Here is a 25,940-nt window from a genome sequence, read left to right as displayed (position 1 = left end):
ATAAGGTTCAACATTGCGCGCGGTTATAGCCCGTTACCTCAACACTGGCGTGATCGGGATCAAAGCTCAGGCGGGTATATTGCAAGACGTCCAAGCCCAGTAATAATGCAGGTTCATTCGCCCAACCTAACTCTTGGAAGACGAAAAGATCGGCTTCGATCACGGGCATGCGCCCAACGCACACCTCGCCAATCTTGAAATGGGTCAAATACACACCAGCTGTTGCCCTTTGGGGGATGCGCGAGCCCACGCCGCGAAGATTGAGCACGATTGTATCATCAAGGCTCACCAGGCGGCGTGCTAAAGCCCTATTCGCAATGGTCCGGGTTGAGCCGGTATCGAGCATGACGTGGATTGGCTCTTGTCTCCGACTTATATAGGCCTCGCCCAATAAAATGTTGAAGTGATCGCTGATCTTAATATCCTGGCGGCTCGGCTCAGGGATGCCAAAGTTTATCGTTTGAGCGTGAAAATCCAGGCTATAGGGACTATCACTCAAGTGATTGGCGGCCAGGAGGCCAAAGGCCGAGAAGTCTTCATCGGGTTCAGCGAAAACAATGACGGTGTCCATAGATCTTGGACCAAGGCCAAAGTCGAAGCTTTCTAAACGATAGATGTGTGTATCGAAGCGTTCGGTCAATGATGTGGCGCTTTGATCGAATTCTATTGGGCGCTGATAGCCCAGATGCGTGGCAATGTGCTCAACCAGGGCGGTATGGCTGGCACCGGTATCAACGATAAACGGAAAGCGGCTCTGGGGCTCAGCATCATCGCGGTGCAGGTGAATGGAGCGGCCCAGGCTGACATCGACCACGTAATGCCCACTTTCGACCTGGTGCATGGGCAGGCTCGTGCGCTCAAGGTTTTGCGCCCCGCCAACACTGGATAAAATTCCCCCCGCCAAGAGGCCAAAGGCCCCTTGGCGAAGGGTCAGGACACGGTTTTTACTGCGCTGGGGGGGCAGAGCGACTGCGTCCTGAAAACTCGGCGGGCTAGAAGGTTTTTGTGACTTCCAGATAGATCGTGCGGTAGAAATTGGTTTCACGGATTTCTTCCCCATTATATTGGCCATTGGCTCTGAGAGGGTCGAAGAAGACGCGCCGGCGGACATGGGCATCGTGGATCAGCCCATCAACGCCTAAGCGTGTTGTCACGCCGAAATAGCGGCTGGTTTCAACAAAGATGTCCAGATCACCTTTGGATTGTTGAATATACCGGTTCTCGCGCAATCTATAGACGTCTTCTTCGCTGGCATAGTGATAATCAAAGCCCCAGGCCCAACCCAAGTTTTGGAAATCTTGGCGGAAGTCGACATCAAAGCGCCAGTCAGAAACGCCGGGAATGGGACGAGTTTCACCGGTAAAGGGATCAGTGACTTCAGAATGACGCAGGGCAAAGATGGGTTCAAGAACCGCGCCGCGTAATCCGATCCGGTCCAAAGGCAGGTTGGCGTCGAAAATCAATTCGCTTCGCTTGCCGTTTTCGAGATTGCCGGGCCCTTCGCTGAGCCCGCCGCCGAGCGCCACAGTGCCGCTGACGGCATCATACTCACGATGATTGGCGGTCAGGGTGATTGTGGCATCCTCGCCAAAACGACGTTCCCAAACGGCCTCAGCCAGCCAGGCCTGGGTAGGTTCCAGATTGGGGTTGCCGGTATTGGTTTGGCTGTCGCGTACATCGACCGAAGAAATGAAGTCTTCAAAATTCAGCTGACCGATTTCGCGCTCAACTTTCAGGCGGATCTGGTTTTGCGGGTCAAGATCCCAAGTCAATGTGACATTGGGTTTGAAGTATTGAAGATCACGTTCTTGCTCAGCATCACCGCTTTGGCTAATGGTTGAGGTTTCCCAAGCCAATATGGTTTCAAGATTGAGGTTTTCGCGGATTTGCCAGCCATGAGAGGCCGAGAAATCCCAACGCACTTCTTCCACGCGGGTGTTACTGACCGGCAGGGCAACGCGAGCCAGCCCTGATCCATCATCTTCTTGCAATAGAAAATCACTGTCACGGAAATTGAAGGCGCGTTCAGCCGTAAACTCAAAACTATGCGGGCCCTGCGGCGTCCAGCTCAGCTGGGAGCGCAGGATCTGCTCACCAAACTCTACCTCATCATCAATCAAGGCACGGTGATCAAGCGGACCGTCGGCGCGAAGGGTGGTAAAATCTCTGCGGGCATCACGATTTCCGTCGCGATAAAACCCAATGAATTTGAGGCTTAAAGTCTCAGAGAAAGCATGTTCATACTCAGCATTGAGATTGTAAACAAAGCCTCCGACATCGCGGTCTTGTTCCTGAATGTCGACATAGCGTCCTTGACCATCGTAGTGACGCGAAATGCCATACCAATCATCGTGCCAGTTCCAGCCTTGAGCCGAAAAGGTGAAAGTGTCGCCATTCGCAAAATTGTACGTCGCATTCATGAAGGGCGAGGCTTCGTAAAAGAAACCGTGATCACGATCTTCGAGGTGATCGGTCAGTTCGCCCACGCTATTATAGCGCTTGCGGTTGGCCGGATTGCCACCGCCAGCGGAGTTAAGCTCAACCCCGAAGGTGATATCATGATTGTCCCCGGCAAAGGTCATAGACGCTTCCCCGCTAGGCATGATGCGATTGCTTTCCCAATGGGTAAGGCGCAGGCGCGTTGAACCACTGGTCCCGGCCCCTTCTTTAAGGTGAACATTAACGACGCTCGATTGGCCGCGCATATCAATGCCGGGAACATTGCCCCGGATCAGCTCAATGGAGACAACATCAGAGGCCGGGATGCGACGCAGCGTGCCAAAGGCCCCGCTGCCCTTTGTGCTGACCCGATTGCCGTTGACCAGAACATTACTCAAAGCCCCGGCGAGACCGCGGCGGTTGTCGCCATCATCAATGGTAAAGCCGGGCACTTGCTGAACCATGTCAAGCGCAGTAAGGGCATTGAATTGGGCAAAAAATTCGCTGTCATAACTCATCATCGAGCTATCAGATGCAGCTGTGTTTTGCGCCGTGGCCAAGGGTGCGCTGGCGACGCAGAGCAAGAGTGCGCTCGCAAGCCCAAGAGAGAATTTCGTCATAACAATGTCCCCAATCCGGTCGAAATATGACGGGACCATATTTTTGTCCGGATCAAAGCTGTACTGAACTTTTGGTAGGTAATCTCACGGGGGTGTGAGATGGGCGTGAATTGAGTAAATTCATATGTTTCAAGTTTTTGATTTTTCAATTTAAATTACATTGTCAGTATCTCTGGCCGGTGTAATTTTTACGACCTTAAACATCTGTCACATTTCTTGAATATTACACACGCTTCATAAAAAGGCGCAGCCCTATAGGGCTGCGCCGGCGTTCGGCCGTCCCCTTTAAAAGGTTTTACTGATCTCTAAGAAAATAGAGCGATGGGCGCGCTGCTATAAAACAGGCTGTGTTTGAATTCATATTCACATGAATGCGATCAAGGTCGCGTGATATAGTTGTGATGATAGAAATAAAGTCACATCATTATTATCTCTTGTGATCCCATATCATAAAAAAGAGAGCCAATTGGCTCTCTTTTCACTTAAAAATCACGAGGTTCTGATTTAACCCGCGCCGCCAAGGGTCAAGCCTTGCAGGGTGAGGGAGGGTTGACCGACCCCGACAGGCACGCCTTGGCCCGCCTTACCACAGGTGCCGACACCAGGGTCCATTTCAAAGTCATTGCCAATGGCGGAGATTTTGGTCAAGGCGGTGGGGCCATCCCCGATCAGGGTTGCGCCTTTGATCGCCTCTTCAATTTTGCCGTTGCGCACGCGATAGGCTTCGGTGCAGCGGAATACAAATTTGCCGGAGGTGATATCGACCTGACCGCCGCCGAAATTCTTGGCGAAGATGCCGTCTTTGACATCGGCGAGCATCTCTTGCGGATCACGATCCCCATTGGCCATAAGGGTATTGGTCATGCGCGGCATGGGCGGGCAGGCATAGCTTTCGCGTCGGCCATTGCCAGTGGGGGCAACGCCCATCAGGCGCGCATTCATGCGATCTTGCATATAGCCGACCAGCTTGCCGTCCTCGATCAGGGTGGTGCGTTGGCTGGGCGTGCCTTCATCATCAAAGGTGATCGAGCCACGTCGGTCGGCAATCGTGCCGTCATCAATGACCGTTACGCCTTTGGCGGCGACGTGCTGGCCGACTTTTCCGGCGAAGGCAGAGCTGCCTTTGCGGTTGAAATCGCCTTCCAGGCCGTGACCGACGGCTTCATGCAGCAAAATCGCGGGCCAACCGGCCCCCAGCATCACCTCCCATTCGCCCGCAGGCGCGTCGACGGCAGCGATATTGACTTTAGCCACGCGTAAAGCCTCATCGGCGAGGGCTTTCCAGTGTTCCGGCGCGATCCAGCGTTCAAATTCGGCACGTCCGCCCGCGCCGGCTGAACCGCTTTCCCGGCGGCCTTGGCGCTCTATCGTGACGGAGACATTGAGGCGCACCAGAGGGCGAATATCGGTGCGTACATCGCCATCGGCGCGTACAATGGCGATCACCCGGCGCTCCCCGCTGAGGGAGCAGGCGACCTGGACAACCTCGTCATCCTTGTTGCGTAAGTAAGCGTCGATCTCGGCCAGCAATTTCGCTTTGGCATCGAAACCGGGCGAGACGATGGGATCAATATCGCCATAGAGGACATTATTGGTGCGCGCAGGCGGTGGGGCCATGACGGCATTACGGCCCTGGCGCGCGGCGCTGGCCGTTGCGGCGGCGCGCTTTAGAGCCGCCAAAGTCGGATCATTGGAATGGGCAAAGCCAAAGCTGTCCTCAAAAACGCTGCGTAAGCCAAAGCCGCGCTCAGAATCGAAATTGGCCATTTTCAAGCGGCCATCATCAAAGGCGAGGGATTCCGATGTTGAGACCTCTAGGAATAATTCCCCATCATCGGCCCCGCTTAAAGCCTCGCTGAGGACGGTGCGGGCTTGCTCGGCGGTAAAGTCAAAAGCGTCAAAGGGGGTGGAGGTCATCAGGGCTCGGCTCCGCTATTATCTTACGATGAGATCTAAGACATAGCGCGCCAGACTGCCTAGCGCGAGGGGCGCGCGGCAGTTTCATGCGGATAAGGCAGGAATAAAGAGGCGCGAACTAGCCCTGATGCTGGCGAAAGCGGCGGGGCTGAGCGGCAAACTCAACATTGTCAGGGGCAAGCGCTGCGGCCTCACCATAAGCGAGATAGGCTTCATCCCACAGGCGCAGACCCTCCAAAGCGATCGCACGATTATAATGCGCCAGGGCTGGATCAGAGATATTGAGGCTAAGCGCAGCTTCCGCGGCCCCCAGGGCGCGCTGGAACTGCCCGGCTTTAATAGCGGCGGCGGCGAGATTGAGATGAGCCACGGCCATGTCAGGCTCTAAGCTGATGGCGCGCTCCAGATCGGCGAGGGCGGGGCGGATTTCATTGCGGTTCAGCGCGATAATGGCGCGATCAATGAGAATTTCTGCGGTTTTGCGGGTATCGTGCGTGCTGGCGTTCAGGGCATAATCACATGCCCCCAAGGTCGAGGCGCTGGGAGTGATCATTCGCGTTCCAGCCTGACAATCGGTGAGGGCGGCCAGATAAGAGGCATCGGGATTGACGCGCGATTCTCGCGAATCTCTTTCTTGGCCATGGGCATTGCCGCCCATGATGAAGGACATCAAAAGGATGAGGCCAATCGCAACGACGAGGCCTGCAAGCCCGCCAAAGGCGGCGTCTTTAATGCATTTATTCCGGCTTTGGTTCTGATCAAAGGCCATTGCAATTCCCACCCAAATGTTTAACCCCACATAGACAATAACAAACTCAAACTAGATTCACCAGAGGCGGAATTAGGGTCGGGGTGACAAAAAGTGGCACCCCTGCGACAAAAAGGCGCCATTAACCTCCTGACAGGGAGGGAGGACCGGCCTATATTCCGCCGCAATCTGACACTCTTGGTGTCTTTATTTCGAACCGTTGACCTTTCGGGGGAGCCATGCGTTTCCAGGCCGCTCTTATCGCCTTCATCGCCTCTATCCTGTTCGCCTCCGGGGCGTCCGCCACTGTGCGCGGTATTGCCACGGATAAACAAGTGAGCTTGCAAGAGGCTGCCACACCCGTCATGGAAGCCATTACCAGCTTCCATTCCATGGTCCTTTGGATCATCACCATCATTACCTTAGTCGTCTTGGCGCTCTTGCTGTGGGTGATTGTGCGTTACAACGCCAAAGCCAACCCCAACCCCAGCAAATTCAGCCACAACACTTTGGTGGAAATCATCTGGACGGCCGTACCGGTTCTGATCCTGGTGGTTATCGCGGTGCCGTCTTTCCGTCTTCTCTATCTTGAAGATGTGTTGCCGACCGAGCAGAACGAAGCTGGTGAGACCGTTAGCGCCGTGGATATGACGATTAAAGTCACGGGCAATCAGTGGAACTGGACCTATGCCTATCCTGATCAAGGCGGGTTTGAGTTCATTTCAAGTATGGTTGCCGCCGAAGATATTGGCCCGGGTCAGCACCGCAATCTGTCTGCTGATCTGCCGATGGTCGTTCCCGCTGGCCAGACCGTGCGTTTGGAAGTAACGGCGTCTGATGTGATCCATAACTGGGCCATGCCCGCCTTTGGGATCAAGATGGATGCGATCCCTGGGCGTTTGAACGAAACCTGGTTCTATGTTGAGCAGGAAGGCGTTTATTTCGGTCAGTGTTCTGAGCTATGTGGGCGTGATCACTCTTTCATGCCGATCGAGCTGCACGTTGTGCCTCAAGATGTCTTTGATCGCTGGATTGCAGCGGCTCAAAACGATCCTTACACCGCGCCGGAAGTTTTAACGGCCTATTACCAAACTCAAGGCGAGACCCAACTCGCTGCTCTGCGCTAGAGGTAGCTGAACATGTCAAGCGAAGCCGCCGCTCACCACGACGACCACACGCCAAGCTATTGGAGCTGGAAACGTTGGGTGTACTCGACCAATCATAAAGATATCGGCACCATGTACCTGGTCTTTGCGATCCTCGCAGGGATTATCGGGGGCGCGATGTCCGGTCTCATCCGCTGGGAACTTGCAGAGCCAGGCCTTCAGGTCTTCAATAACGGCTTCTGGGGGAACTCTCACAATTATAACGTCATCACCGCGATGCACGGCCTGATCATGATCTTTTTCATGGTGATGCCGGCTATGATCGGGGGCTTTGGTAACTGGTTCGTGCCTTTGATGATTGGCGCGCCGGACATGGCCTTCCCGCGGATGAACAATATCTCGTTCTGGCTCCTGCCTTTTTCTTTCTCTCTGCTGCTTTTGTCCATGTTTGTACCGGGCGTTGGCGGGGATAACGGGTTCGGCGGCGGCTGGGTGATGTATCCGCCGCTTTCAACCTCGGGCCATAATGGTCCGGCGTTCGATTTGGTCATTCTGTCTCTGCACATTGCAGGGGTCAGCTCGATCCTCGGCGCGATCAACTTCATCACCACCATTTTCAACATGCGTGCCCCTGGCATGACCTTGCACAAAATGCCGCTGTTCGCCTGGGCGACCTTGGTGACGGCCTTCTTGCTGCTTCTGTCTGTGCCTGTTCTGGCGGGCGCGTTGACCATGTTGCTGACCGATCGTAACTTCGGCACGACCTTCTTTGATCCAGCGGGCGGTGGTGACCCCATCATGTTCCAGCACTTGTTCTGGTTCTTTGGTCACCCTGAAGTGTATATTCTGATCCTGCCTGGCTTCGGCATCATCTCGCACATCGTTTCGACCTTCTCACGCAAGCCCGTCTTCGGCTATCTGGGCATGGCCTATGCGATGGTCGCCATCGGCTTTATCGGCTTCATCGTGTGGGCACACCACATGTATACCGTGGGTATGAATGTGAATTTGAAGGCTTACTTCGTGGCCGCCACGATGATCATCGCGGTGCCAACCGGGATTAAGATCTTCTCTTGGATTGCCACCATGTGGGGCGGGTCGATTTCCTTCCGTACCCCAATGATCTGGGCGATCGGCTTCATCTTCCTGTTCACCGTCGGGGGTGTGACCGGGGTTATGCTGGCCAATGCCGGTGTGGACCAGGCTTTCCATGACACCTATTATGTTGTGGCGCACTTCCACTATGTTCTGTCCCTGGGTGCGGTGTTCTCGATCTTTGCCGGTTTCTATTACTGGTACGAGAAAATCTTCGGCGTGAAGTACAATGAGATGCTGGCCAATATCCAGTTCTTCTTCTTCTTCGTCGGTGCGAACCTCATCTTCTTCCCGCAGCACTTCTTAGGCATGGCCGGTATGCCCCGTCGTTATGTTGACTATTCAGATGGTTATGCCTTCTGGAACATGGTCTCTTCGATTGGCTATGTCGTCATGCTCGTTGGGATGTTCTTCTTCCTCTTGGTTCTGGTTGAAAGCATCTTACTGCGGAACACACCGAAGCGTCGCCCAGAGGCGAACCCTTGGGGTGAAAGCGCAACGACTTTGGAGTGGACCTTGTCGTCTCCTCCGCCTTTCCACCAATTCAACGAATTGCCGAAAATCAAGTAAGCTGTTCGAGGAAAGTGAGACCATTTTGACCGACATGAGTGTCAGTCCACGCGCGGGCGGTGCTGTTTCGACAGCGTCGCCCCGCGACTATTTTGACCTGATGAAGCCGCGGGTCATGACCTTGGTGGTGTTCACCGGGTTGGCCGGCCTTGTGGCGGCCCCAGTGGACATGAATATTGTGTCTGCCGCGATTGCCATTCTGGCATTGGCGGTCGGGGCGGGTGCTGCCGGTGCCCTGAATATGGCCTATGACAGCGATATTGATGCGGTGATGAAGCGCACGCGCCTTCGTCCGATCCCGCGCGGCGTTGTCAGCCGTGAAAATGCCTATGCCTTCGGGATTGTTGCTGCTTTGGGCGCTTGCTTGTTGATGGCTATGGCTACCAATTATGTCGCCGCGGGCCTGTTGGCATTTTCCATCTTCTTCTATTCCGTCATCTATACGATGGTGCTTAAACGCTCGACCCCGCAAAATATCGTGATTGGCGGTGCGGCCGGTGCCTTTCCGCCGATGATCGGCTGGGCCTGCGCCACCGGGGATGTCAGCTGGAATTCCATCCTTCTGTTTTTGATCATCTTCTTGTGGACGCCGCCCCATTCCTGGGCGCTGGCCCTCTATAAAGCCGGTGATTATTCTGCGGCCAAAGTCCCGATGATGCCCGTGGCCAAGGGCGCGCCCTACACGCGTATTCAGATCGTGCTCTATACCTTTGCCTATCTGGCGGCCAGCCTTTCGCCTTTGACGACGGGGCTGGGCGGTGTCGTTTATGCTGTGGCCTCTGTAATTGGTGGCGCGCTCTTCTTCACGCTGGCGATCCGTGTGGGGCTCTCGCGCGCAGGCGATGCCAATGCGGCCGAGGATGAGCTTTATGCCGTGCGTGCGGGCGACAAGGCTGCGCGTGATCTGTTTGCTTACTCGATCGCGCATCTGACATTACTTTTTGCCGCACTCCTGATCGAACATGGCCTGGCGGCCTATATCCCCTTGTCTCGGATATGGGGTGCATAAATGAACCAAGATCACATGACGTCTAACACCAATGACAGCCACGATACCCTTCATGGGGAAAAGCTGGATTTTGTAAAGCTGAGCCCGGAAGAGCTCGCGGCCCGTAACAAGCGCAATATCATGATTGCCTTATCGCTCGTGGGCTTTATGGGGCTGATTTTCGCCGTCACCGTTATTCGTTTGGCGAGCAATATTTCGGCCGGGGGTGCGGGCTAAATGAAGTTTTTACGTGATAAAAATACCCGCGTTTTAACGATCTGCCTGGCTGCGGTGGTGACCATGGTGGGCATGGCCTATGCCGCGGTCCCACTGTACAATCTTTTCTGTCGGGTGACGGGCTATGGCGGCACGACACAGGTCGCTGAGGCGGATACCGGCCAGGTTCTTGATCGCACGGTTGAAATCCGCTTTGACGCCAGTACTGATCATTCGATGCCCTGGGTGTTTGAGCCAGTACAGACCAAGATGACCGTGCATATTGGCGAATCAGTTTTGGCCTATTACCGCGCCACTAATCCGACCAATCATCCGATTACTGGGGTTGCGACCTATAATATCACCCCGTTTAAGGCGGCCCCTTATTTTTCCAAGATCGAGTGTTTTTGTTTCACAGAACAGACTTTGGCCCCAGGCGAGAGCATGGATATGCCGGTTCTGTTCTTTGTGGACCCTGATCTTGATGAGACGGCACGTCTGGACGATGTGCGCATCATTACCTTGTCTTATACCTTCTACGAAGCAGAATCGGATGAGACAAATATATCGTCTGCCGGACCTGATCGGGGAACGGCGAGTTTGGATTGAAGTTAACGGTGAGCCCGGCTATGACGGGCGCATGACTGTGTAGGGACGTTCAGGAGAATAATAAATGGCTGGCGGCGCAGTAAAACACGATTATCACTTGGTAGATCCAAGCCCATGGCCCTTCGTCGCGTCGTTATCGGCGTTCATTCTGGCGATTGGGGCTGTGACCTTTATGAAAGGTCTGGTGACGGATGAAGCCAGCTGGGCTTATTTCTTTCTGGGCAAAGGCCATCCGTGGCTGATGATCCTGGGCTTCCTGGGCATCGGCTATGTCATGGTCGGCTGGTGGGGCGATGTGATCAAAGAATCGCTCAAAGGCGATCACACTCCGGTTGTTGATCTGGGTCTGCGCTATGGCATGATCTTGTTCATCGTCTCGGAGATTATGTTCTTCGTGGCCTGGTTCTGGATGTTCTTTGAAGGCGCTTTGTTCGGTCATGACCGCGCGGGACATCGCTGGAACACTGAAATGTATGAATTGGGCGATTGGGCGACGCAGGGCTTCACCGCCGGCATTCATACCTTTGATCCTTTCCACCTGCCTTTGATCAACACCTTGATCTTGTTGTTGTCAGGCACGACAGTGACCTGGGCACACCACGCGATCCAGCATGGCGATCGTAAGGGTACGAAAATCGGCCTTCTGTTGACCGTGATCTTGGGCTTCTTGTTCACCTGCATGCAGGCTTACGAATATAGCCACGCTCAGTTCGGTATTTCGGGCAGCCTTTATGGCGCGTCTTTCTTCATGGCGACCGGTTTCCACGGGGCGCACGTGATCATCGGGACAGTCTTCCTCCTGGTCTGCTTGCTGCGCGTTCTGGCTGGTCAAATGACCCCGCAAAAGCATTTCGGTCTGGAAGCGGCGGCCTGGTATTGGCACTTTGTTGACGTGGTATGGTTGTTCCTGTTCGCCTTCGTTTATGTCGTCTTCCAAGGCGCTGTTAGCGGTGGGCACTAGTGACCACACGTCCTGATCCCTTCATCGCCGGGCTGCGTTCGCGCTGCCCGGCGTGTGGTGAAGGCCCATTATTCGATGGGTTTTCTAAAGTGACCGAGCATTGCGATGCCTGCGGTCAAGACTTCAGTTCTGAAGATATTGGCGATGGCCCTGCGGTCTTCATCATGAGCATTGTCGGCTTTATCGTTGTGCCGCTGGCTTTGGTGTTGGAATTGGCCGCCCAGCCGCCTTACTGGTTGCACGCGCTGTTATGGCTGCCCTTATCGCTCTTTCTCTGCCTGATCATGATCCGTCCATTTAAGGCGGTGATGTTTGCGTTGCAATTTAAGAATGATGCCGAAGAGGCCCGCCTGGAAGACGATGAGGCCGGTGACGGGGCTAGCCCGCCATCAATGCCGCCCAGCGCTTAAAGGCGCGTGATGAGCTTTCGTCCCTATCCGGTTTTAACGCTCTGCCTGATCCCGGCCCTGGCTTTATTGCTGGGCCTCGGGGTGTGGCAGGTCCAGCGCATGGGCTGGAAATCGGATCTGATCGCGCGCTTTGAAGCGATGCGCGCAGAACCTGCGCAGGATCTGGAAACTGCCCTGTGTGCGCCCAATCTGGATTCGGGCCGTCCGCTTCTGGTGGAACCTCCCCGCTTAGAGGAGCGCCGTGCGGTCAAGGTCTGGGGGCGGGGCCCGCAGAATGTGGCGGGCTGGCGCGTGTTTAAGCCGATGTCGGCCCCGGCCTGTTTAGGTGCCGCGGCCATTCTGATCGAGACCGGGTTTGAGCCTTTTCTGGCTGAGGAAGCCGTTAGCTTTACCGCGCAACCGGCCTATCGCTTTGCCACAGGTCTGCAAGTGGGCCCATTTACGCCTGAGGCGAATTTGGCGGAGCGGACTTTCTATGCTTTTCAGCCCCTGGCCATGGCCCAAGCGCTGAACCTGCCGGGCTCTGCCTTGGCTCCCCAAGGCTGGATTGAGCTGGATAATGGCAGCCTGCCAGAATTTTTGACCCAGACCCCGCCAGAGCGTCATTTCGGCTATGCCCTGACCTGGTTCTTGATGGCCTTGGCCTTGGTCGTGGTTTATGGCGTGTATCATGTGCAGTCGGGCCGTTTGATTTTCACGCGAAAGAAAGAATAATCGCGCTAGACTGGCTCTTAGAGCATAAAATACGCTCTATTAGAGATAAAAAGACCAGTTGAGAAGCCGGGATGGGAAGCGTTCACATGGCCCTTTGGCGTGATGACTTTACCGAGACGGTCCTTTGGGCCGACAAGATCCGAATGCGCCATCCTATGTTGGATGATTATGAGGCCTGGGCCAAATTGCGCTCTGCTTCGCGCACTCATACTGAGCCGTGGGAGCCGAGCTGGTCAGATGATGAGCTGACCAAGACCGCCTATAAGCGCCGCCTGAAACGCTATCACCAGGATGTGGAAACCGGTCAAGGCTATCCCTTTTTCATCTTCCGCGAAACCGATGGGGTTTTGCTGGGCGCGTGTAATCTCAACAATGTCCGGCGCGGGGTCTTGCAATCGGCCGATATCGGCTATTGGATTGGCTCGCCCTATGTGCGTAAGGGGTATGCGCGCGCGGCGGTATGCCGGGCCTTGGTCTTTGCGTTTGGGCCTATGGGGCTGAACCGGGTTGAAGCGGCAACGCGGCCCGAGAATGAAGCCTCGCGCAGTCTTTTGCTTTCCATTGGCTTTTCACCCGAAGGCTTCTCGCGCAAATATCTGAAAATTCATGGCGCGTGGCGCGATCATATGCGCTTTGCCATCGTCAAGGGCGATCCCATTCGCTGATCATGACGGGGCAAAAGGGGGAGGGGCGCAGTATGGATCGCGCATGTATCACCGAGGCCTTGGCCGGTGCGGATGCGCTGGTTCTGCGCGTGGATTATCCGCGCGATCAGTTCGCCATAGATGGGGTATCAACGCGCTTAAGCCTTCCTGGCGCAGGCATGCTCAACGCGTTTCAAGCCCTCTGTGCGCCGGTCGATCAGCCCAAGCTGACGGTTTTAGCACGCGAAGGGCGCAGCGATATCCGCCTGCGCCTGATTGACCCTCAAAACGTCGTGCGCTTTGTGCGCTTGGTCGGAACACATAAAGGCGGGGTGTGGCAGGGCTTGATCTTGCCGGCCGGGACCGGGCCGGGCGCGGGGCTGGCGCGGATTGAGGCCGAACATGCCCTGCATCAAGGCCTTAAAGACGGCGAGATGACGGCCTTCTACCAACCCCTGATCCGTCTGTCAGATGAGAGCTTGGCCGGTTTTGAAGCTTTGGCGCGCTGGTATCACCCCGATCAAGGCCTGTTGGGTCCAGATGATTTCTTTTCCCTGGCTAAGGATTTGGGCCTGTTGGGTACGATGGGCGAGGCCGTGCGTGCGCGTGCCATGAAAGATATGGCCGCCTGGACGGCCAGCGGGCATGACGGGCTCTATCTGGCGGTCAATGTCAGCGGATGGGAACTGACCCAGCGCGGTTTTGCTGAGCAGTTGAGCGCTCTGGTGGTGGGGGCAGGGCTTAAACGCGGTCAGATCAAAGTCGAGATTACTGAGACCGAAGTGATGCGCCATGCCGATGCGGCGATGGGCGCGATTGCAACCTTGCGCCGTCATGGGGTTTTGGTGCTGCTTGATGATTTTGGAACGGGTTATTCCTCATTGGCGCGGCTATCGCGTTTTGGGGTCGATGGGCTGAAAATCGATCAATATTTCATTCGCGCGATGGCCAGTGATGAGGGCGCGCGCACCATTGTGCAAAGCGTTCTGACTTTGGCGCAGGATATGGGCCTCAGCGTGGTGGCCGAAGGCGTGGAGGAGCGTGACATTGCGCTGCGCCTGCGTGATATGGGCTGTACCTATGCGCAAGGCTTTTATTATGATGGCGCGCTGAACCCCGAGGCGGCCTCAACGGTGTTAAGCGCGGGCCGGGCCGGGCGCTATCACGCCCATCAGGCGTGACCGGCTGATCCGATCAACTGGCTGGGCGCAACACCCAATTTATGCAGCGCGCGTTCCCATTTGCGCCCATGATCGTCATCAAAGATCAGGCCCTCATCGGGTTCAGTGACCAGCCAGGCATTGGCCTGGATTTCATCTTCTAATTGTCCGCTTTCCCAACCGGCATAGCCCAAAGCCATCAGCGCGCGGCGCGGCGCATCCGCACTGGGCAGCACGTCGAGCATTTCGCGCGTTGCGGTCAGGCCAATGCCCGCGGCAATGGGTAAAGTCCCCTCGGGGCATAGATAATCGCAGGTATGGAGCACAAAGCCGCGATCTTTCTCCACCGGCCCCCCGGCGAGAACCGGCTTATCGGGGGCGATTTTGGCTTTTTCCACACCCAATTGCTCCAATAACATCGGTAGGCGCAGGCTATACATCGGCTTATTTAAGATCAGGCCCATGGCGTGATCGCTTTCATGGGCACATAAAAAGATCACGCTTTTATCAAAGCGCGGATCGCCAATGGTGGGACTGGCGATTAAAATCCGCCCCGTTAAGAAGCCATCGTCCTGGATATCGTCATCATCGCTCATATATAAAGCTTCTCTCAAAGACGTGGGGGATGTCCAGCCGTTTTCTTGCGCCCGCGTAAAAAGCCTTCTACGTGGGGATGTCTTACCTCATCTTTGCCCTTCAACACGAAAAGGATTGCGTGATGACCCTTAAAGCCGGTGACAGCCTGCCTCAAACCACTTTCATGACGATGGGCGAGAACGGCCCGGAGCCTTTGGACACGGCGGCCGTGTTTAAAGATAAGCGCGTGGTGTTATTCGCGGTGCCCGGTGCCTTCACCCCAACCTGTTCGGCGCGCCATTTGCCGGGTTTTGTTGAAAAGGCCGATGCGATCAAAGCCAAGGGCGTCGATACCATTGCCTGCGTCTCGGTCAATGATGTTTTCGTTATGAATGCCTGGGGCAAAAGCCAAAATGGCGGCGATCAAGTGTTGATGCTGGCCGATGGCAATGGTGATTTCGCCAAAGAAATTGGTCTCACCATGGATGGTACCGGCTTTGGCATGGGCCTTCGTTCGCAACGCTATGCCATGATTGTCAAAGACGGCGTGGTTGAGGATGTCTTTGTCGAAGAGCCCGGCAGTTTTGAAGTTTCAAGCGCTGATTATGTGCTGAACAAGCTTTAAGCGCTTTGATCTAAAACCGATTTATCTCCGGTTTTGCTTTTCCCCTCTTGGGTTTCACGCTATACTTGGCGTCTAGATTCAAGAGGGGGTTTTCATGCTTAATCCAGGCCTAATTCTGGTCGTCGTTTTTGTCATTCTGGCTTTGGTCATTACCGGAGCGACGATCAAAGTTGTCCCTCAGGGTATGCAATTCACCGTGGAGCGCTTTGGGCGCTATATCCGCACCCTGCATCCGGGCCTGCATTTCATTACCCCCTTTATTGATAGTGTCGGCACGCGCATCAATATGCGCGAACGCGTCTTGGATGTGCCCAATCAAGACGTGATTACCCGCGATAACGCTATGGTTTCGGTGGATGCTGTGGTCTTCATTCAGGTGATTGATTCAGCCCGCGCGGCCTATGAAGTGAATAATCTGGAGCTGGCAATCATCAATCTCTCCATGACCAATGTGCGTACGGTGGTCGGCTCGATGGACCTTGATGAGACTCTCTCCAAGCGTGATGAGATCAATGCTCAGCTCCTCTCCGTCATTGATGCGGCGACCAATCCGTGGGGCGTGAAAGTCACCCGGATTGAGATCCGCGATTTAACCCCGCCGATGGACATTACCGAAGCGATGGCGCGCCAGATGAAGGCAGAACGCTTAAAGCGTGCGCAAATTTTGGAAGCTGAAGGTGAAAAGCAATCAGCCATCCTGCGCGCGGAAGGCGAGAAGGAAAGCGCAATCCGTGAGGCTGAAGGCCGGCGCGAAGCGGCATTCCTGGATGCTGAAGCGCGTGAGCGCCAAGCCCAGGCCGAAGCCAAAGCCACCGAAATGGTCTCAAAAGCGATTTCACAGGGCGATGTCAGCGCGATCAATTACTTCTTAGGCCAGGCCTATGTGGAGGCCTTTGGTAAGCTGGCGAGTTCCAACCAGACCAAGACGGTGATTATCCCGGCCGAGTTTAGCTCAATCGTCTCCACGGTCAGCGGTGTGGGCGAGCTCGCCAAGGCGGCCAAGGATATTGCGGGCCAAGCCGTGCGTAATTCCAGCGAGAACACAAGTGATGGTCGACCCGGCGTTTAATCCGGCGGGCTTTGAACGAAAGGATCATCCATGGAGAGTTTTTTTGCCCTGATGGACAAGCTGAATATCTGGGTGTGGTGGAGCCTGGCGGGCCTTATCCTGATCGGGGAATTGATCACCGGAACGACCTATCTGTTGTGGCCTGCGGCTGCGGCCTTCATCGTGGGCGGGATCAGTCTTGAAGTGTTAGGCGTGCCCTGGGGCCTTCAAATGGCCGTTTTTGGCGTTTTGACCTTGGCGCTGGTCTTCATCGGGGATCGCTTTGTGAAGCCTTACCTGAAATCTATGGGCTCCGGGCCGGTCCTTAATGATCGAGCCCAGGGCATGGTCGGCCAGCGCGCCACAGTCGTGGTCGCCTTTTCCGGCGGACAGGGCCGGGTTCAGATCGGCGATAGTGCTTGGCCTGCGCGCGCTGAAAATGGCGAGGATTTTGCCGAAGGCGACAGCGTGATCATCACCGCTCTGGATAGTACGGTCTTGGTGGTGAAGCGGGCATAAATTTCACCTACAGCTTAAATCTTGATCTCTCCCCAAAATCATGGCCAAATTTTATAGATTGTTCCTGGGGAGGGATATAAAAATGCTATGGTTGGCTTTGGCGCTCATGGGTGGGATTCCCAGCTATGGCGGGGATTTAACCGTGGACGCCCATGCTCCGGTTTCAAGTTATGACTATGAAGATTTCAAACTGATCAAATATGGCCATCTGCAATCGCGTTGTTCCGTTGGCGGACGATTAAAACTGCGCTGTGAAATCGCCGGCGATGGCCGGTTTGAAATCTGGATGCGCGATGAAAAGCGTTTTCAGGCGCGTTTGAGTCAACGCGAAAGTGCCCAATGCCAGATGCCCCACTTTGGCCCGATCTCCTGTGATATTCATCGCGCGCAGGACGTGTTGCACTTTCAAGGACTTTAAGGGGCTTCGGGGGCTTCAGAGGGCGCGTCTTGCACCCCGTCCTGTTTTAAATCGGCAATGCCCTCGCGCGCCAACTCGTCCGCGCGTTCATTGCCGGGATCCCCAGCATGGCCTTTCACCCAGTCCCATTGAATGCGGTGACGCTGGGTTGCCTCATCCAAGCGACGCCATAAATCCTCGTTTTTGACCGGTTTTTTATTGGCGGTTTTCCAGCCATTGCGTTTCCAGCCATGGATCCATTTGGTGACGCCATCGCGCACATAGACACTGTCGGTCACCAGGCGCACATCGCTGGCGCGCTTTAACGCCTCCAACGCCTGGATCGCGGCCATCAATTCCATGCGGTTATTGGTCGTGTCCGCTTCGCCGCCTTTAAGCTCTTTTTTATGGCCGCGCCATTCCAAAATCGCGCCCCAACCGCCTGGGCCCGGATTGCCGGAGCAGGCACCGTCGGTGTGAATGGTAATCAGGCTCATTGATCAAAAACTTCGTATTTTTGCGCTAAATCCCGAATTCCTGTCTTGATGAGAGTTTTCAAGACCTCAAGGTCTAAGTCGGCGAGCGTGTTGAAATACAAACAGGATTTACCCAGCTTGTGCTTGCCTAGTCGCGAGAGGATGTCTGAATAATCTTGGTAACCAGGCATGATATAGGCGACCATTTTGGCTTTGCGCGGGGCAAATCCGGTAGCGAAAAAATCCCCTTCCCGGCCCGTATCATATTTATAATGATAACGGCCAAAACCGACCATGGACGGCCCCCACATGCGCGGTTGCCAGCCGGTAGCCTCTTGAAACAGATCCAATAAAATCAGACTGTCTTCGCGACGGCGTTGCGGTTCGACACCGGCTAAATAGCGGTGAACATCGACACACGTGGCTTGGGTTTTATTCTCGCTCATGCCTCGGCCACGGCTCTGGGAAGTTTAAAAATAACGTCTTCTTTGGCGACTTCGATCGTGTCGACGGTGATGTCAAAGCGCTCTGCCACTGCCGCGAGGAGGTCTTCGACCAAGTCCTCAGGCGCGGAGGCCCCGGCGCTGACCCCCAGGCTGGAGATGTTTTCAAACCAGGCCCAGTCGATATCGTCCGCCTTTTCCACCAGGTAGGAGGCTTTGGCCCCGGCGCGTGTGGCAACTTCGACCAAGCGGCGCGAGTTTGACGAATTGGGCGCGCCCACGACCAGGACCAGATCAGACTTTGGCCCGATGGCTTTGACGGCACCCTGGCGGTTGGTGGTGGCGTAGCAGATATCTTCTTTATGCGGGCTCGCCATATGGGGAAAGCGGCGCTTTAAAATCTCAACAATGGCTGATGTGTCATCGACCGACAGCGTGGTCTGGGTGACGTAGGCGAGATTGTCGGGATCGCGCGGAGTGAAGGCTTCGGCATCGGCTTCGGTCTCAATCAAAACCATGCGGCCCTCTTCGAGTTGCCCCATAGTCCCGATGACTTCAGGGTGGCCAGCATGCCCGATCAGAATAATCTCGCGCCCGGCCTTATCATGGCGCTCGGCATCGATATGGACTTTCGAGACCAGAGGGCAGGTGGCATCGACATACAGAAGATCGCGTTGTTCAGCCGTTGCGGGCACCGATTTGGGGACGCCATGGGCGGAGAAGACCACGGGGCGATCATCGGGGCATTCATCCAATTCCTTGACGAAAATCGCACCCATCGCTTTTAGCCGGTTGACCACATGTTTATTGTGCACAATCTCATGACGTACATAAACCGGCGCGCCATAGCGGGCCAGCGCCTTTTCAACAATTTGGATCGCACGATCGACACCGGCGCAAAAACCACGTGGGCTTGCCAAAAAAACGGCTAATTTTGGGTTAGAAGTCATAAAATCCTCAGCGCCTTGCGGTCTCAAGCGTTGCTCTTAGGGGCTCCACGTCGTAGAGGTGTATCAAAGCCCGTCTCTTTGGGTAAGAGGCTTAGGCTTAGGGGTAATATGGGTCGCGCGCGAAGTTAAGGAACCTACACATGCGTTTTGCTGCTTTACTGACCATTGCAGGGTTGGCGTTATCAGGGTGTTCAACCGTTGGCGATGCGCTGGATACGCCAGAGCAAAACGCAGGGCCTTGTCCCAATGCGCTGAGCCTCTATGACGCACACCGCGTGGTCGAGTTTCAGGGTGAAGCCGTCGCCTACGATAATGTGGGCTATACCGGCGAGATTTTGAACGTCGGCTCTTTGTGCCGCTATGTGGGCAGCGATCCGATTGTCAACAATATGCAAATCCGCTTTGCCTTTGGCCGTGGCCCTGCCGCGGAAGGTATGACCCATACCTATCATTATTTTGTGGCCGTTACCCGCACCGATCTGGCGGTGATTGAGCGACAAACTTTCCCGATTGAAGTGCGATTTGAGCCCGGCCAAAACCGGGTCGAGCGTGTTGAGAGCTTTGACAATATTGTCATCCCGCGCGCAACTGAAACCACCTCGGGTGCCAATTTCGAGATCCTGGTCGGTTTTGAGCTGAGCGAAGAGCAATTAGAGTTTAATCGGTCAGGTCAGCGCTTCCGCGTGTCTGCCGGTTCTGGTGACTAACCCCTCTTGGGCGCGCCCTTCGCGCCCGCAGTGAGACGATAGATGACGAGTATTCCTGATCAATTGAGCGCCACCTTCGGTGGCGCTTTTGCCGCTTTGGATTTGCCTGCTGATTTGGGTCAGGTCAAAGAAAGCGACCGCCCCGAACTGGCCGATTATCAGTGTAATGGCGCGATGGCCGCAGCCAAAGCCGCTAAAAAAGCCCCGCGCGCGGTTGCCGAAGCGATTGTTGAACATCTCAAAACCGCAGCCCCGGATCTGGAGATTGAGATCGCCGGGCCGGGCTTTATGAATATCCGCCTGACGCCCGCCTTTTATGCGACGCGCGCTAATGAAATTGCCGCTGATCCGCGTGCCGGTGCAGGTAAGGTGGCAACACCGCGCACGGTGATGATGGATTATGGCGGGCCGAATGTGGCCAAGCCCATGCATGTCGGCCATTTGCGCTCCTCCGTCATCGGTGACAGCCTCTCGCGCCTGTTCCGTTTTCGCGGCGATCAGGTGATTAGCGATATTCACCTGGGCGATTGGGGCTTGCAGATGGGCCATCTGGTCACTGAATTGCAGGATGAGCAGCCCGACCTTCCCTATTTTGACGCCAATTTCACCGGGCCTTACCCCAGTGAAGCCCCTGTCGATATTGAAGATCTCGCCCGGCTTTACCCTCAGGCCTCGGCCAAGGCAAAAAGTGATGAGGCGCGCATGGCGCGCTCGCGTGCGGCCACGGCAGAATTACAAGCCGGCCGTCCCGGCTATCGTGCCCTGCTGCGGCATTTCATTGAGGTCTCTATCGCGGCGCTGAAGCGCGATTTTGGCGATTTGGGGGTGTCTTTCGACCTGTGGAAGGGTGAAAGCGATGTCCATGATCGCATCGCGCCTATGGTCGAGCGTTTTAAAGCCGAAGGCGTGACCATCCAGTCTGATGGGGCCTGGATCATTCCGGTCGCGCGTGAGGATGATAAGAAAGAGCTGCCGCCGTTGATCTTGATCAGCTCGCAAGGCTCTGCGCTTTATGCCACGACCGATCTGGCCACGATTGAAGATCGTAAAGTCGAGCAGAACCCCGATCTCACGCTCTATGTCGTGGATTTGGGCCAATCTGATCACTTTGAACAGGTGTTCCGCGCCGCCTATAAGGCCGGATTGGGCCAAGAGGGCGCGTTTGAGCATATCAAATTCGGCACTGTTAATGGCCCCGATGGCAAGCGCCTGCGCACCCGCGATGGCGGCACCTTCCGCCTGGCCGATTTGATTCGCGAAGCGCGTGAGCGCGCCGCGGCCCGCATTGATGAAGCCGGTCTGGGCGCAGAATTATCCGCCGAGGATAAGGCCGAGGTCGCGCGTCTGGTCGCCAATGCCGCGATCCGTTTCTCTGATCTCTCCAATTATCGCACCACGAATTATATCTTTGATCTGGAACGGTTTATCTCCTTCGAAGGCAAGACCGGGCCTTATCTGCTTTATCAAGCGGTGCGGGTGAAATCCTTGATGCGTAAAGCCAAGGAGAAAGGCCTAGAGCCCGGCGCGATCCAGATCACCGCCCCGGAAGAGGCCGCTTTGGTGCGCCGTCTCGATGGGTTTGATGGCGCGTTGCAACGCGCCTATGATCTTCGTGCGCCGAACCATATTTGTGAACATGCCTTTGCGCTGGCGCAGGCCTTCTCCAGCTTCTATGCGGCGTGTCCCATCCTGCCTGAGGGCGATGACGCGGTGCGCGCCTCTCGCCTCGCGCTGGCCAAAGCGATGCTGGATCAATTGACCCTGGCGCTCTCCCTCATCGGGATGGACATCCCAGAGCGGATGTAGTGGCCGCTTGTTGAAGAGATAAACACTGTCATCCCCGACTTGATCGGGGATCTATGCGCATTGATGGCACTCTCAATAGATCCCGGATCGCTGCGCGTCCGGGATGACAGGATATGAGGTGGGTTAAGAATTTTTATTCTGGTCCAGTGGATGTCAGTTTAAATATAATGTCATCCCGGCCTTGAGCCGGGATCTATGTACATTGAAGGAAGCCTCAATAGATCCCGGATCTGCGCTTATTGATGTGCGCTATCGGCTAGCGCCTACTTGAGCGCTACGCTTGTCCGGGATGACAAGCCATGATGAAGCCTCACTCCCCACTTAATTCTTTAATCTCATCGCGTAGCCTTGCCGCCTCTTCGAATTCCAGATTGGCGGCGGCTTATAACATGCGCTTTTTCAGATCGGCAATCGTGGATTTGAGGGCATTAGATTGAGTTTGGCTAAGTTGTGAATTCAAAAGAAAACTCCCGAAGGGGGGTGTAAGTAAGTAAAAATTTCAACATATTAAGGTGAAATAATTTCAATAAAGCGATCGCAATATTCTTCAAGCGGTATGTTTATTCTATTTAACCATAATTGATCAAGATTTCCTTGATCTAAATTATTGTCCTCTCTGGTTGTTTTAAAAATTAACACATGCAAAGAAGACTCTAGGTCGTTATAATACTCAGTACTCTCTTTTCTAAGACCACATTTGTGCATTATTTCTTGTGCGGAAACTTCTTTCCTTATCGCTGATAAATATAGGTTATTATCAATTTGCCTCAAGAAAATTAATGGGAACAGGGCAACACCGTAATTTGGATCAGGAAGGTGCTGTAATATAGACAGGTGGATAATAATTTTCTTAATGTCTCTAAATGACAGTCTAATAGTGTTTGCACAAATATTTAATAATTCAAGTGCATAGCCAATAGAATTGGCGTTAGAGTTTAGGTGTTGTAAGCATAGGTGTCGAATATATTTTTTTGCATTATTTAGTTCTGAGTGGCTTGATCTATAGAAGTTAATGCGTAAATCATAAAACTTTTCAAGATATGTTGTTGTATTAATATTTTGTCCGTATAGATGGGAAAGCGAGTTTTCCAAGTGATTTTTATCTGTGGTTATGATGAAATCGATGTTATCTATATTAAATATATGCTTTATGCACTCTATAATTTCAATGGAGAAATTCGGTCTGCATCTATCTAATTCGTCTATGATAAAATAAGCTTTTTGTGCATCAGTGTGCTCTATACTTTTCTTAACAACTTTTGTCAAAATGTCTCTAAAATCTTGAATTCTGACTTCATTTTCAGTTTGGCTATTGATCCATTCTTCCAAGGCGGTTTCGGTTAATGAATTAAGTGTGCTTCCTATTCCTGAGTTTACAGCATTTTTCAAGTTCTCTCCTGCTCCATCCATTACCTGGCTCGTAATTAAGCCACCACTCGCTAAGCTTATTATTGTACTGGCTCCGCCCCTCAATAGTGAAAGCCCAACTTTTGATCCTGCTTTTATTATTTGATTTTTTAGTTCGTTCTTGGGGTCTGATTGTTCAGCGTATTTAGCTACGCAGCCCACTAGAGAAGCAAACGCGTCTCTACTGATATCATGTTTGAAAGCATCAAAATGAATGACGGGTATTTTTAGCGAGTCGCAATGTTTAATAAACTGGTTTATAAAGTAAGTCTTACCCGATCCCCATGGTCCATCAAGCATATAAATAATAGGCTCGCTTTTAGCGTTAGATACTTTAATTATATCTTCAGCAAGTTTCTTTTTGTTGAATAAGTCGTGTTCTTCAAAAGTTGGTACTTCCATTGTAGATCTCTCTAATTGTGAGGTTTTACTCCCCACTTAATTCTTTAATCTCATCCCTTAGCCTTGCGGCCTCCTCAAATTCCAGATTGGCGGCGGCCTCGCGCATGCGTTTTTCCAGATCGGCGATGGCGGCTTTGAGGTTATTGGGTTCAAAGCTCGCCTGCTCCTCCGCGACGCCTTTACGGCGGTCATTGCGCGATTTGGCTTTGGCGCTGCGGCCCTTGGCGGTTTTCTCGATGACACCTTCCAGGACATCACTGATGCCACGCACAATGGTGCGCGGGGTGATGCCATGGGCTTCATTATAGGCGATTTGTTTGTCGCGCCGGCGGTTGGTTTCCTCCATGGCGCGCTCCATCGAGCCGGTCACGCGATCAGCATAGAGGATGACTTTCGCCTCGGCATTCCGCGCGGCGCGGCCAATGGTCTGGATCAGGCTGGTTTCACTTCTGAGGAAGCCTTCCTTATCGGCATCGAGAATGCCGACCAGGCCACACTCAGGGATATCCAGACCCTCGCGTAACAAATTGATCCCAACCAGGATATCATATTCGCCCAGGCGTAGATCGCGGATCAGCTCAATGCGCTCGACCGTATCGACGTCGGAGTGCATATAGCGCACGCGCAATCCCTGCTCATGCATGTATTCGGTCAGATCCTCGGCCATGCGCTTGGTGAGGGTGGTGATGAGGGTGCGCATGCCCCGGGCGGCGACGGCGCGCGCTTCATCAATGATATCATCGACCTGGCTGAAGCCGTCCTTGGCGACAGGGCGCACTTCGACGGGCGGGTCGATGAGGCCGGTGGGGCGAATAACTTGCTCGGTAAAGACGCCGCCGGTGGCCTCTAATTCCCACTTGCCCGGCGTGGCGGAGACGTGGACGGTTTGCGGGCGCATCGCCTCCCATTCTTCAAACTTCAGCGGGCGGTTATCCATACAAGAGGGCAGGCGGAAGCCATGCTCGGCCAAAGTCCGCTTGCGGTTAAAGTCGCCGCGGAACATCGCGCCCAGCTGGGGTACGGTCTGGTGGCTTTCATCAATGAAAACCAAGGCGTTGTCCGGGATGTATTCAAACAGGGTGGGCGGGGGTTCGCCCGGCTTGCGCCCGGTGAGATAGCGCGAATAATTCTCGATACCGTTGCACACGCCGGTCGCTTCGAGCATTTCCAGGTCAAACTCGGTGCGCTGTTGCAGGCGCTGGGCTTCGAGCAGCTTGCCATTGGCCTCCATCCAGGTGAGGCGGGTCGCCAGCTCCGCCTTGATCGACTTGATCGCACCGTTGAGCGTTGGGCGCGGGGTGACATAGTGCGAATTGGCATAGATGCGCACCTGTTTCAGCTTGGCGGCGGCTTTGCCGGTCAGAACGTCAAATTCGACAATGTCTTCAATCTCATCACCGAAGAAGGATATGCGCCAGGCCGCGTCGTCATAGTGGCTGGGGAAGATCTCCACCACATCGCCCCTGACCCGGAAGGTGCCGCGGGTAAAGCTTGCCTCATTGCGGGTATATTGCAGGGCGACCAGATTGCGCATCACGTCGCGCTGGTCCTTCATGGCCCCCACTTCGAGATCGAAAACCATGGCGGTATAGGTTTCGACCGAGCCGATACCATAGATGCACGAGACCGAGGCGACGATGATCACATCATCACGCTCCAGGATCGAGCGCGTGGCGGAGTGGCGCATCCGGTCAATCGCCTCGTTGATTGAGCTTTCCTTCTCGATATAGGTGTCGGTGCGCGGCACATAGGCTTCGGGCTGATAGTAGTCGTAGTAGGAGACGAAATACTCCACCGCATTGTTGGGGAAGAAGCTTTTGAACTCCCCATAGAGCTGGGCGGCAAGCGTCTTGTTCGGGGCCAGGATCAGGGCCGGGCGCTGGGTCGCCTCGATAATTTTGGCCATGGTGAAGGTCTTACCGGTGCCGGTCGCGCCGAGCAGAACCTGATCATGCTCGCCCTCTTTGAGGCCCGCGACCAGTTCCTCAATCGCTTTGGGCTGATCGCCCATGGGGCTGAATTCCGACACACAGTCAAAGGCGATGCCGCCTTGGGACTTGTGCGGGCGTGAGGGGCGGTGCGGCTGCCAATCCTCGGGCGTGACGAGCGCGATCGGCGCGGCTCCGGCCTGGGTCAGGGGATGGACATTGTCCATCTCAAATTTGACTTGCCCCATATCTGACACGCCGCGGGCAGGGCGCGCGGGGGCTTCGGTCTCTTCATCATCCAGGGGCGCATAGGCGCTGTCGTCGCGGGTAATCTTGGCCATGGGGCGAATATGGCGCGGCTTGGCGCAGACTTCCAGTCTCGCCGTCGCTTCCTGACATATCAAGTGACAGGAGGGCAGGCGATTTTTTCAAAAAGGACTCCCCATTTAGCATTTGTTC

26 protein-coding genes and 1 pseudogene are annotated in these 25,940 nt (G+C 54.6%); 16 read left to right on the top strand and 11 right to left on the bottom strand.

The features are described from left to right. Positions 1-7: 7 nt before the first annotated feature. From H151_RS0101250 to H151_RS0101235, 4 genes are all read right to left on the bottom strand, one after another. Positions 8-1,045, bottom strand: coding sequence for a pepsin/retropepsin-like aspartic protease family protein (locus H151_RS0101250; RefSeq protein ID WP_169336687.1), 1,038 nt, complete (start codon positions 1,043-1,045; stop codon positions 8-10). Continuing rightward, a complete protein-coding gene (locus tag H151_RS0101245; RefSeq protein WP_019959802.1) occupies positions 993-3,059 on the bottom strand; it encodes a TonB-dependent receptor domain-containing protein in 2,067 nt (688 codons plus the stop codon). The genes H151_RS0101250 and H151_RS0101245 overlap by 53 nt, the downstream gene beginning before the upstream one ends. Positions 3,060-3,563: 504 nt before the next feature. Next, positions 3,564-4,976, bottom strand: a complete 1,413-nt coding sequence (locus tag H151_RS0101240; protein WP_019959801.1) for a metallopeptidase TldD-related protein — start codon at positions 4,974-4,976, stop codon at positions 3,564-3,566. Between the two features lie 118 nt (positions 4,977-5,094). After that, positions 5,095-5,745, bottom strand: a complete 651-nt coding sequence (locus H151_RS0101235) for a hypothetical protein (protein WP_019959800.1) — start codon at positions 5,743-5,745, stop codon at positions 5,095-5,097. Between the two features lie 218 nt (positions 5,746-5,963). On the opposite strand from H151_RS0101235, the gene coxB reads away from it, so the two are divergent. From coxB to H151_RS15110, 10 genes are all read left to right on the top strand, one after another. After that, a complete protein-coding gene (gene coxB, locus H151_RS0101230; protein WP_019959799.1) occupies positions 5,964-6,851 on the top strand; it encodes a cytochrome c oxidase subunit II in 888 nt (295 codons plus the stop codon). A gap of 12 nt (positions 6,852-6,863) precedes the next feature. Continuing rightward, the gene (gene ctaD / locus H151_RS0101225; RefSeq protein ID WP_026353752.1) at positions 6,864-8,495 is read left to right on the top strand and encodes a cytochrome c oxidase subunit I; all 1,632 of its coding nucleotides are present in this window, start codon (positions 6,864-6,866) and stop codon (positions 8,493-8,495) included. Between the two features lie 34 nt (positions 8,496-8,529). Beyond that, positions 8,530-9,504 carry a heme o synthase gene (locus tag H151_RS0101220; protein WP_019959797.1) on the top strand — a complete coding sequence of 325 codons (975 nt, stop codon included), beginning with the start codon at positions 8,530-8,532 and terminating at the stop codon, positions 9,502-9,504. After that, a complete protein-coding gene (locus H151_RS15115) occupies positions 9,505-9,720 on the top strand; it encodes a hypothetical protein (RefSeq protein ID WP_019959796.1) in 216 nt (71 codons plus the stop codon). Then, positions 9,721-10,308 carry a cytochrome c oxidase assembly protein gene (locus tag H151_RS0101210; protein WP_019959795.1) on the top strand — a complete coding sequence of 196 codons (588 nt, stop codon included), beginning with the start codon at positions 9,721-9,723 and terminating at the stop codon, positions 10,306-10,308. A gap of 64 nt (positions 10,309-10,372) precedes the next feature. Then, positions 10,373-11,269 carry a cytochrome c oxidase subunit 3 gene (locus H151_RS0101205; RefSeq protein WP_019959794.1) on the top strand — a complete coding sequence of 299 codons (897 nt, stop codon included), beginning with the start codon at positions 10,373-10,375 and terminating at the stop codon, positions 11,267-11,269. Continuing rightward, positions 11,269-11,679 carry a DUF983 domain-containing protein gene (locus H151_RS0101200; protein ID WP_019959793.1) on the top strand — a complete coding sequence of 137 codons (411 nt, stop codon included), beginning with the start codon at positions 11,269-11,271 and terminating at the stop codon, positions 11,677-11,679. The genes H151_RS0101205 and H151_RS0101200 overlap by 1 nt, the downstream gene beginning before the upstream one ends. Positions 11,680-11,688: 9 nt before the next feature. Further along, the gene (locus H151_RS0101195; RefSeq protein WP_019959792.1) at positions 11,689-12,393 is read left to right on the top strand and encodes an SURF1 family protein; all 705 of its coding nucleotides are present in this window, start codon (positions 11,689-11,691) and stop codon (positions 12,391-12,393) included. A gap of 86 nt (positions 12,394-12,479) precedes the next feature. Then, positions 12,480-13,058, top strand: coding sequence for a GNAT family N-acetyltransferase (locus H151_RS0101190; RefSeq protein WP_019959791.1), 579 nt, complete (start codon positions 12,480-12,482; stop codon positions 13,056-13,058). Between the two features lie 32 nt (positions 13,059-13,090). Further along, positions 13,091-14,218 (top strand): EAL domain-containing protein, encoded by a 1,128-nt coding sequence (locus H151_RS15110; protein ID WP_019959790.1) that lies wholly within the window; start codon positions 13,091-13,093, stop codon positions 14,216-14,218. Here H151_RS15110 and H151_RS0101180 read toward each other — a convergent pair. Next, complete coding sequence (locus H151_RS0101180; RefSeq protein WP_019959789.1) at positions 14,209-14,793, bottom strand: YqgE/AlgH family protein; 585 nt, start codon at positions 14,791-14,793, stop codon at positions 14,209-14,211. The two genes, H151_RS15110 and H151_RS0101180, sit on opposite strands and share 10 nt — an antisense overlap. 122 nt (positions 14,794-14,915) lie before the next feature. Here H151_RS0101180 and H151_RS0101175 point away from each other — a divergent pair, with 122 nt between their 5' ends. From H151_RS0101175 to H151_RS0101160, 4 genes are all read left to right on the top strand, one after another. Next, positions 14,916-15,398, top strand: coding sequence for a peroxiredoxin (locus H151_RS0101175; protein WP_026353751.1), 483 nt, complete (start codon positions 14,916-14,918; stop codon positions 15,396-15,398). A gap of 94 nt (positions 15,399-15,492) precedes the next feature. Continuing rightward, on the top strand, positions 15,493-16,467 hold the full coding sequence (locus H151_RS0101170; RefSeq protein WP_019959787.1) for an SPFH domain-containing protein: 975 nt from the start codon (positions 15,493-15,495) through the stop codon (positions 16,465-16,467). A gap of 30 nt (positions 16,468-16,497) precedes the next feature. Continuing rightward, positions 16,498-16,965, top strand: coding sequence for an NfeD family protein (locus H151_RS0101165; protein ID WP_019959786.1), 468 nt, complete (start codon positions 16,498-16,500; stop codon positions 16,963-16,965). Positions 16,966-17,047: 82 nt separating this feature from the next. Continuing rightward, positions 17,048-17,383 (top strand): hypothetical protein, encoded by a 336-nt coding sequence (locus H151_RS0101160; RefSeq protein WP_019959785.1) that lies wholly within the window; start codon positions 17,048-17,050, stop codon positions 17,381-17,383. On the opposite strand, the gene rnhA is transcribed toward H151_RS0101160, so the two are convergent. From rnhA to ispH, 3 genes are read right to left on the bottom strand one after another with little or no spacing between them, the layout of a single operon-like run. Next, positions 17,380-17,859, bottom strand: a complete 480-nt coding sequence (gene rnhA, locus H151_RS0101155) for a ribonuclease HI (protein WP_019959784.1) — start codon at positions 17,857-17,859, stop codon at positions 17,380-17,382. The genes H151_RS0101160 and rnhA overlap by 4 nt on opposite strands. After that, entirely contained in the window at positions 17,856-18,284 is a 429-nt protein-coding gene (locus H151_RS0101150) for a DUF1801 domain-containing protein (RefSeq protein WP_019959783.1), read from the bottom strand. Before H151_RS0101150 ends, rnhA begins: the two co-directional genes overlap by 4 nt. Continuing rightward, a complete protein-coding gene (gene ispH, locus H151_RS0101145; RefSeq protein ID WP_019959782.1) occupies positions 18,281-19,231 on the bottom strand; it encodes a 4-hydroxy-3-methylbut-2-enyl diphosphate reductase in 951 nt (316 codons plus the stop codon). The genes H151_RS0101150 and ispH overlap by 4 nt, the downstream gene beginning before the upstream one ends. Positions 19,232-19,371: 140 nt before the next feature. On the opposite strand from ispH, the gene H151_RS0101140 reads away from it, so the two are divergent. Together H151_RS0101140 and argS are read left to right on the top strand one after the other, a co-directional pair. Continuing rightward, positions 19,372-19,938 (top strand): hypothetical protein, encoded by a 567-nt coding sequence (locus H151_RS0101140; RefSeq protein ID WP_019959781.1) that lies wholly within the window; start codon positions 19,372-19,374, stop codon positions 19,936-19,938. 42 nt (positions 19,939-19,980) lie between these two features. Further along, a complete protein-coding gene (gene argS / locus H151_RS0101135) occupies positions 19,981-21,744 on the top strand; it encodes an arginine--tRNA ligase (RefSeq protein WP_019959780.1) in 1,764 nt (587 codons plus the stop codon). Positions 21,745-22,054: 310 nt separating this feature from the next. On the opposite strand, the pseudogene H151_RS17855 reads toward argS, so the two are convergent. The 3 genes and pseudogenes from H151_RS17855 to uvrB all read right to left on the bottom strand — a co-directional run. After that, a pseudogene (locus H151_RS17855) lies at positions 22,055-22,168 on the bottom strand (UvrB/UvrC motif-containing protein); the annotation flags it as partial. 83 nt (positions 22,169-22,251) lie between these two features. Next, a complete protein-coding gene (locus H151_RS0101130) occupies positions 22,252-23,553 on the bottom strand; it encodes a KAP family P-loop NTPase fold protein (protein WP_019959779.1) in 1,302 nt (433 codons plus the stop codon). A gap of 25 nt (positions 23,554-23,578) precedes the next feature. Continuing rightward, positions 23,579-25,822: an excinuclease ABC subunit UvrB gene (gene uvrB / locus H151_RS0101125; protein WP_019959778.1), complete on the bottom strand. Its 2,244-nt coding sequence runs from the start codon at positions 25,820-25,822 to the stop codon at positions 23,579-23,581. Positions 25,823-25,940 lie beyond the last annotated feature (118 nt).

The sequence above is a fragment of the Woodsholea maritima DSM 17123 genome (assembly GCF_000382325.1).
GTDB lineage: Bacteria > Pseudomonadota > Alphaproteobacteria > Caulobacterales > Maricaulaceae > Woodsholea > Woodsholea maritima.
The sequence above is the reverse complement of the archived record's forward strand: the minus strand, read 5'-3'. Positions and strand labels throughout refer to the sequence as shown.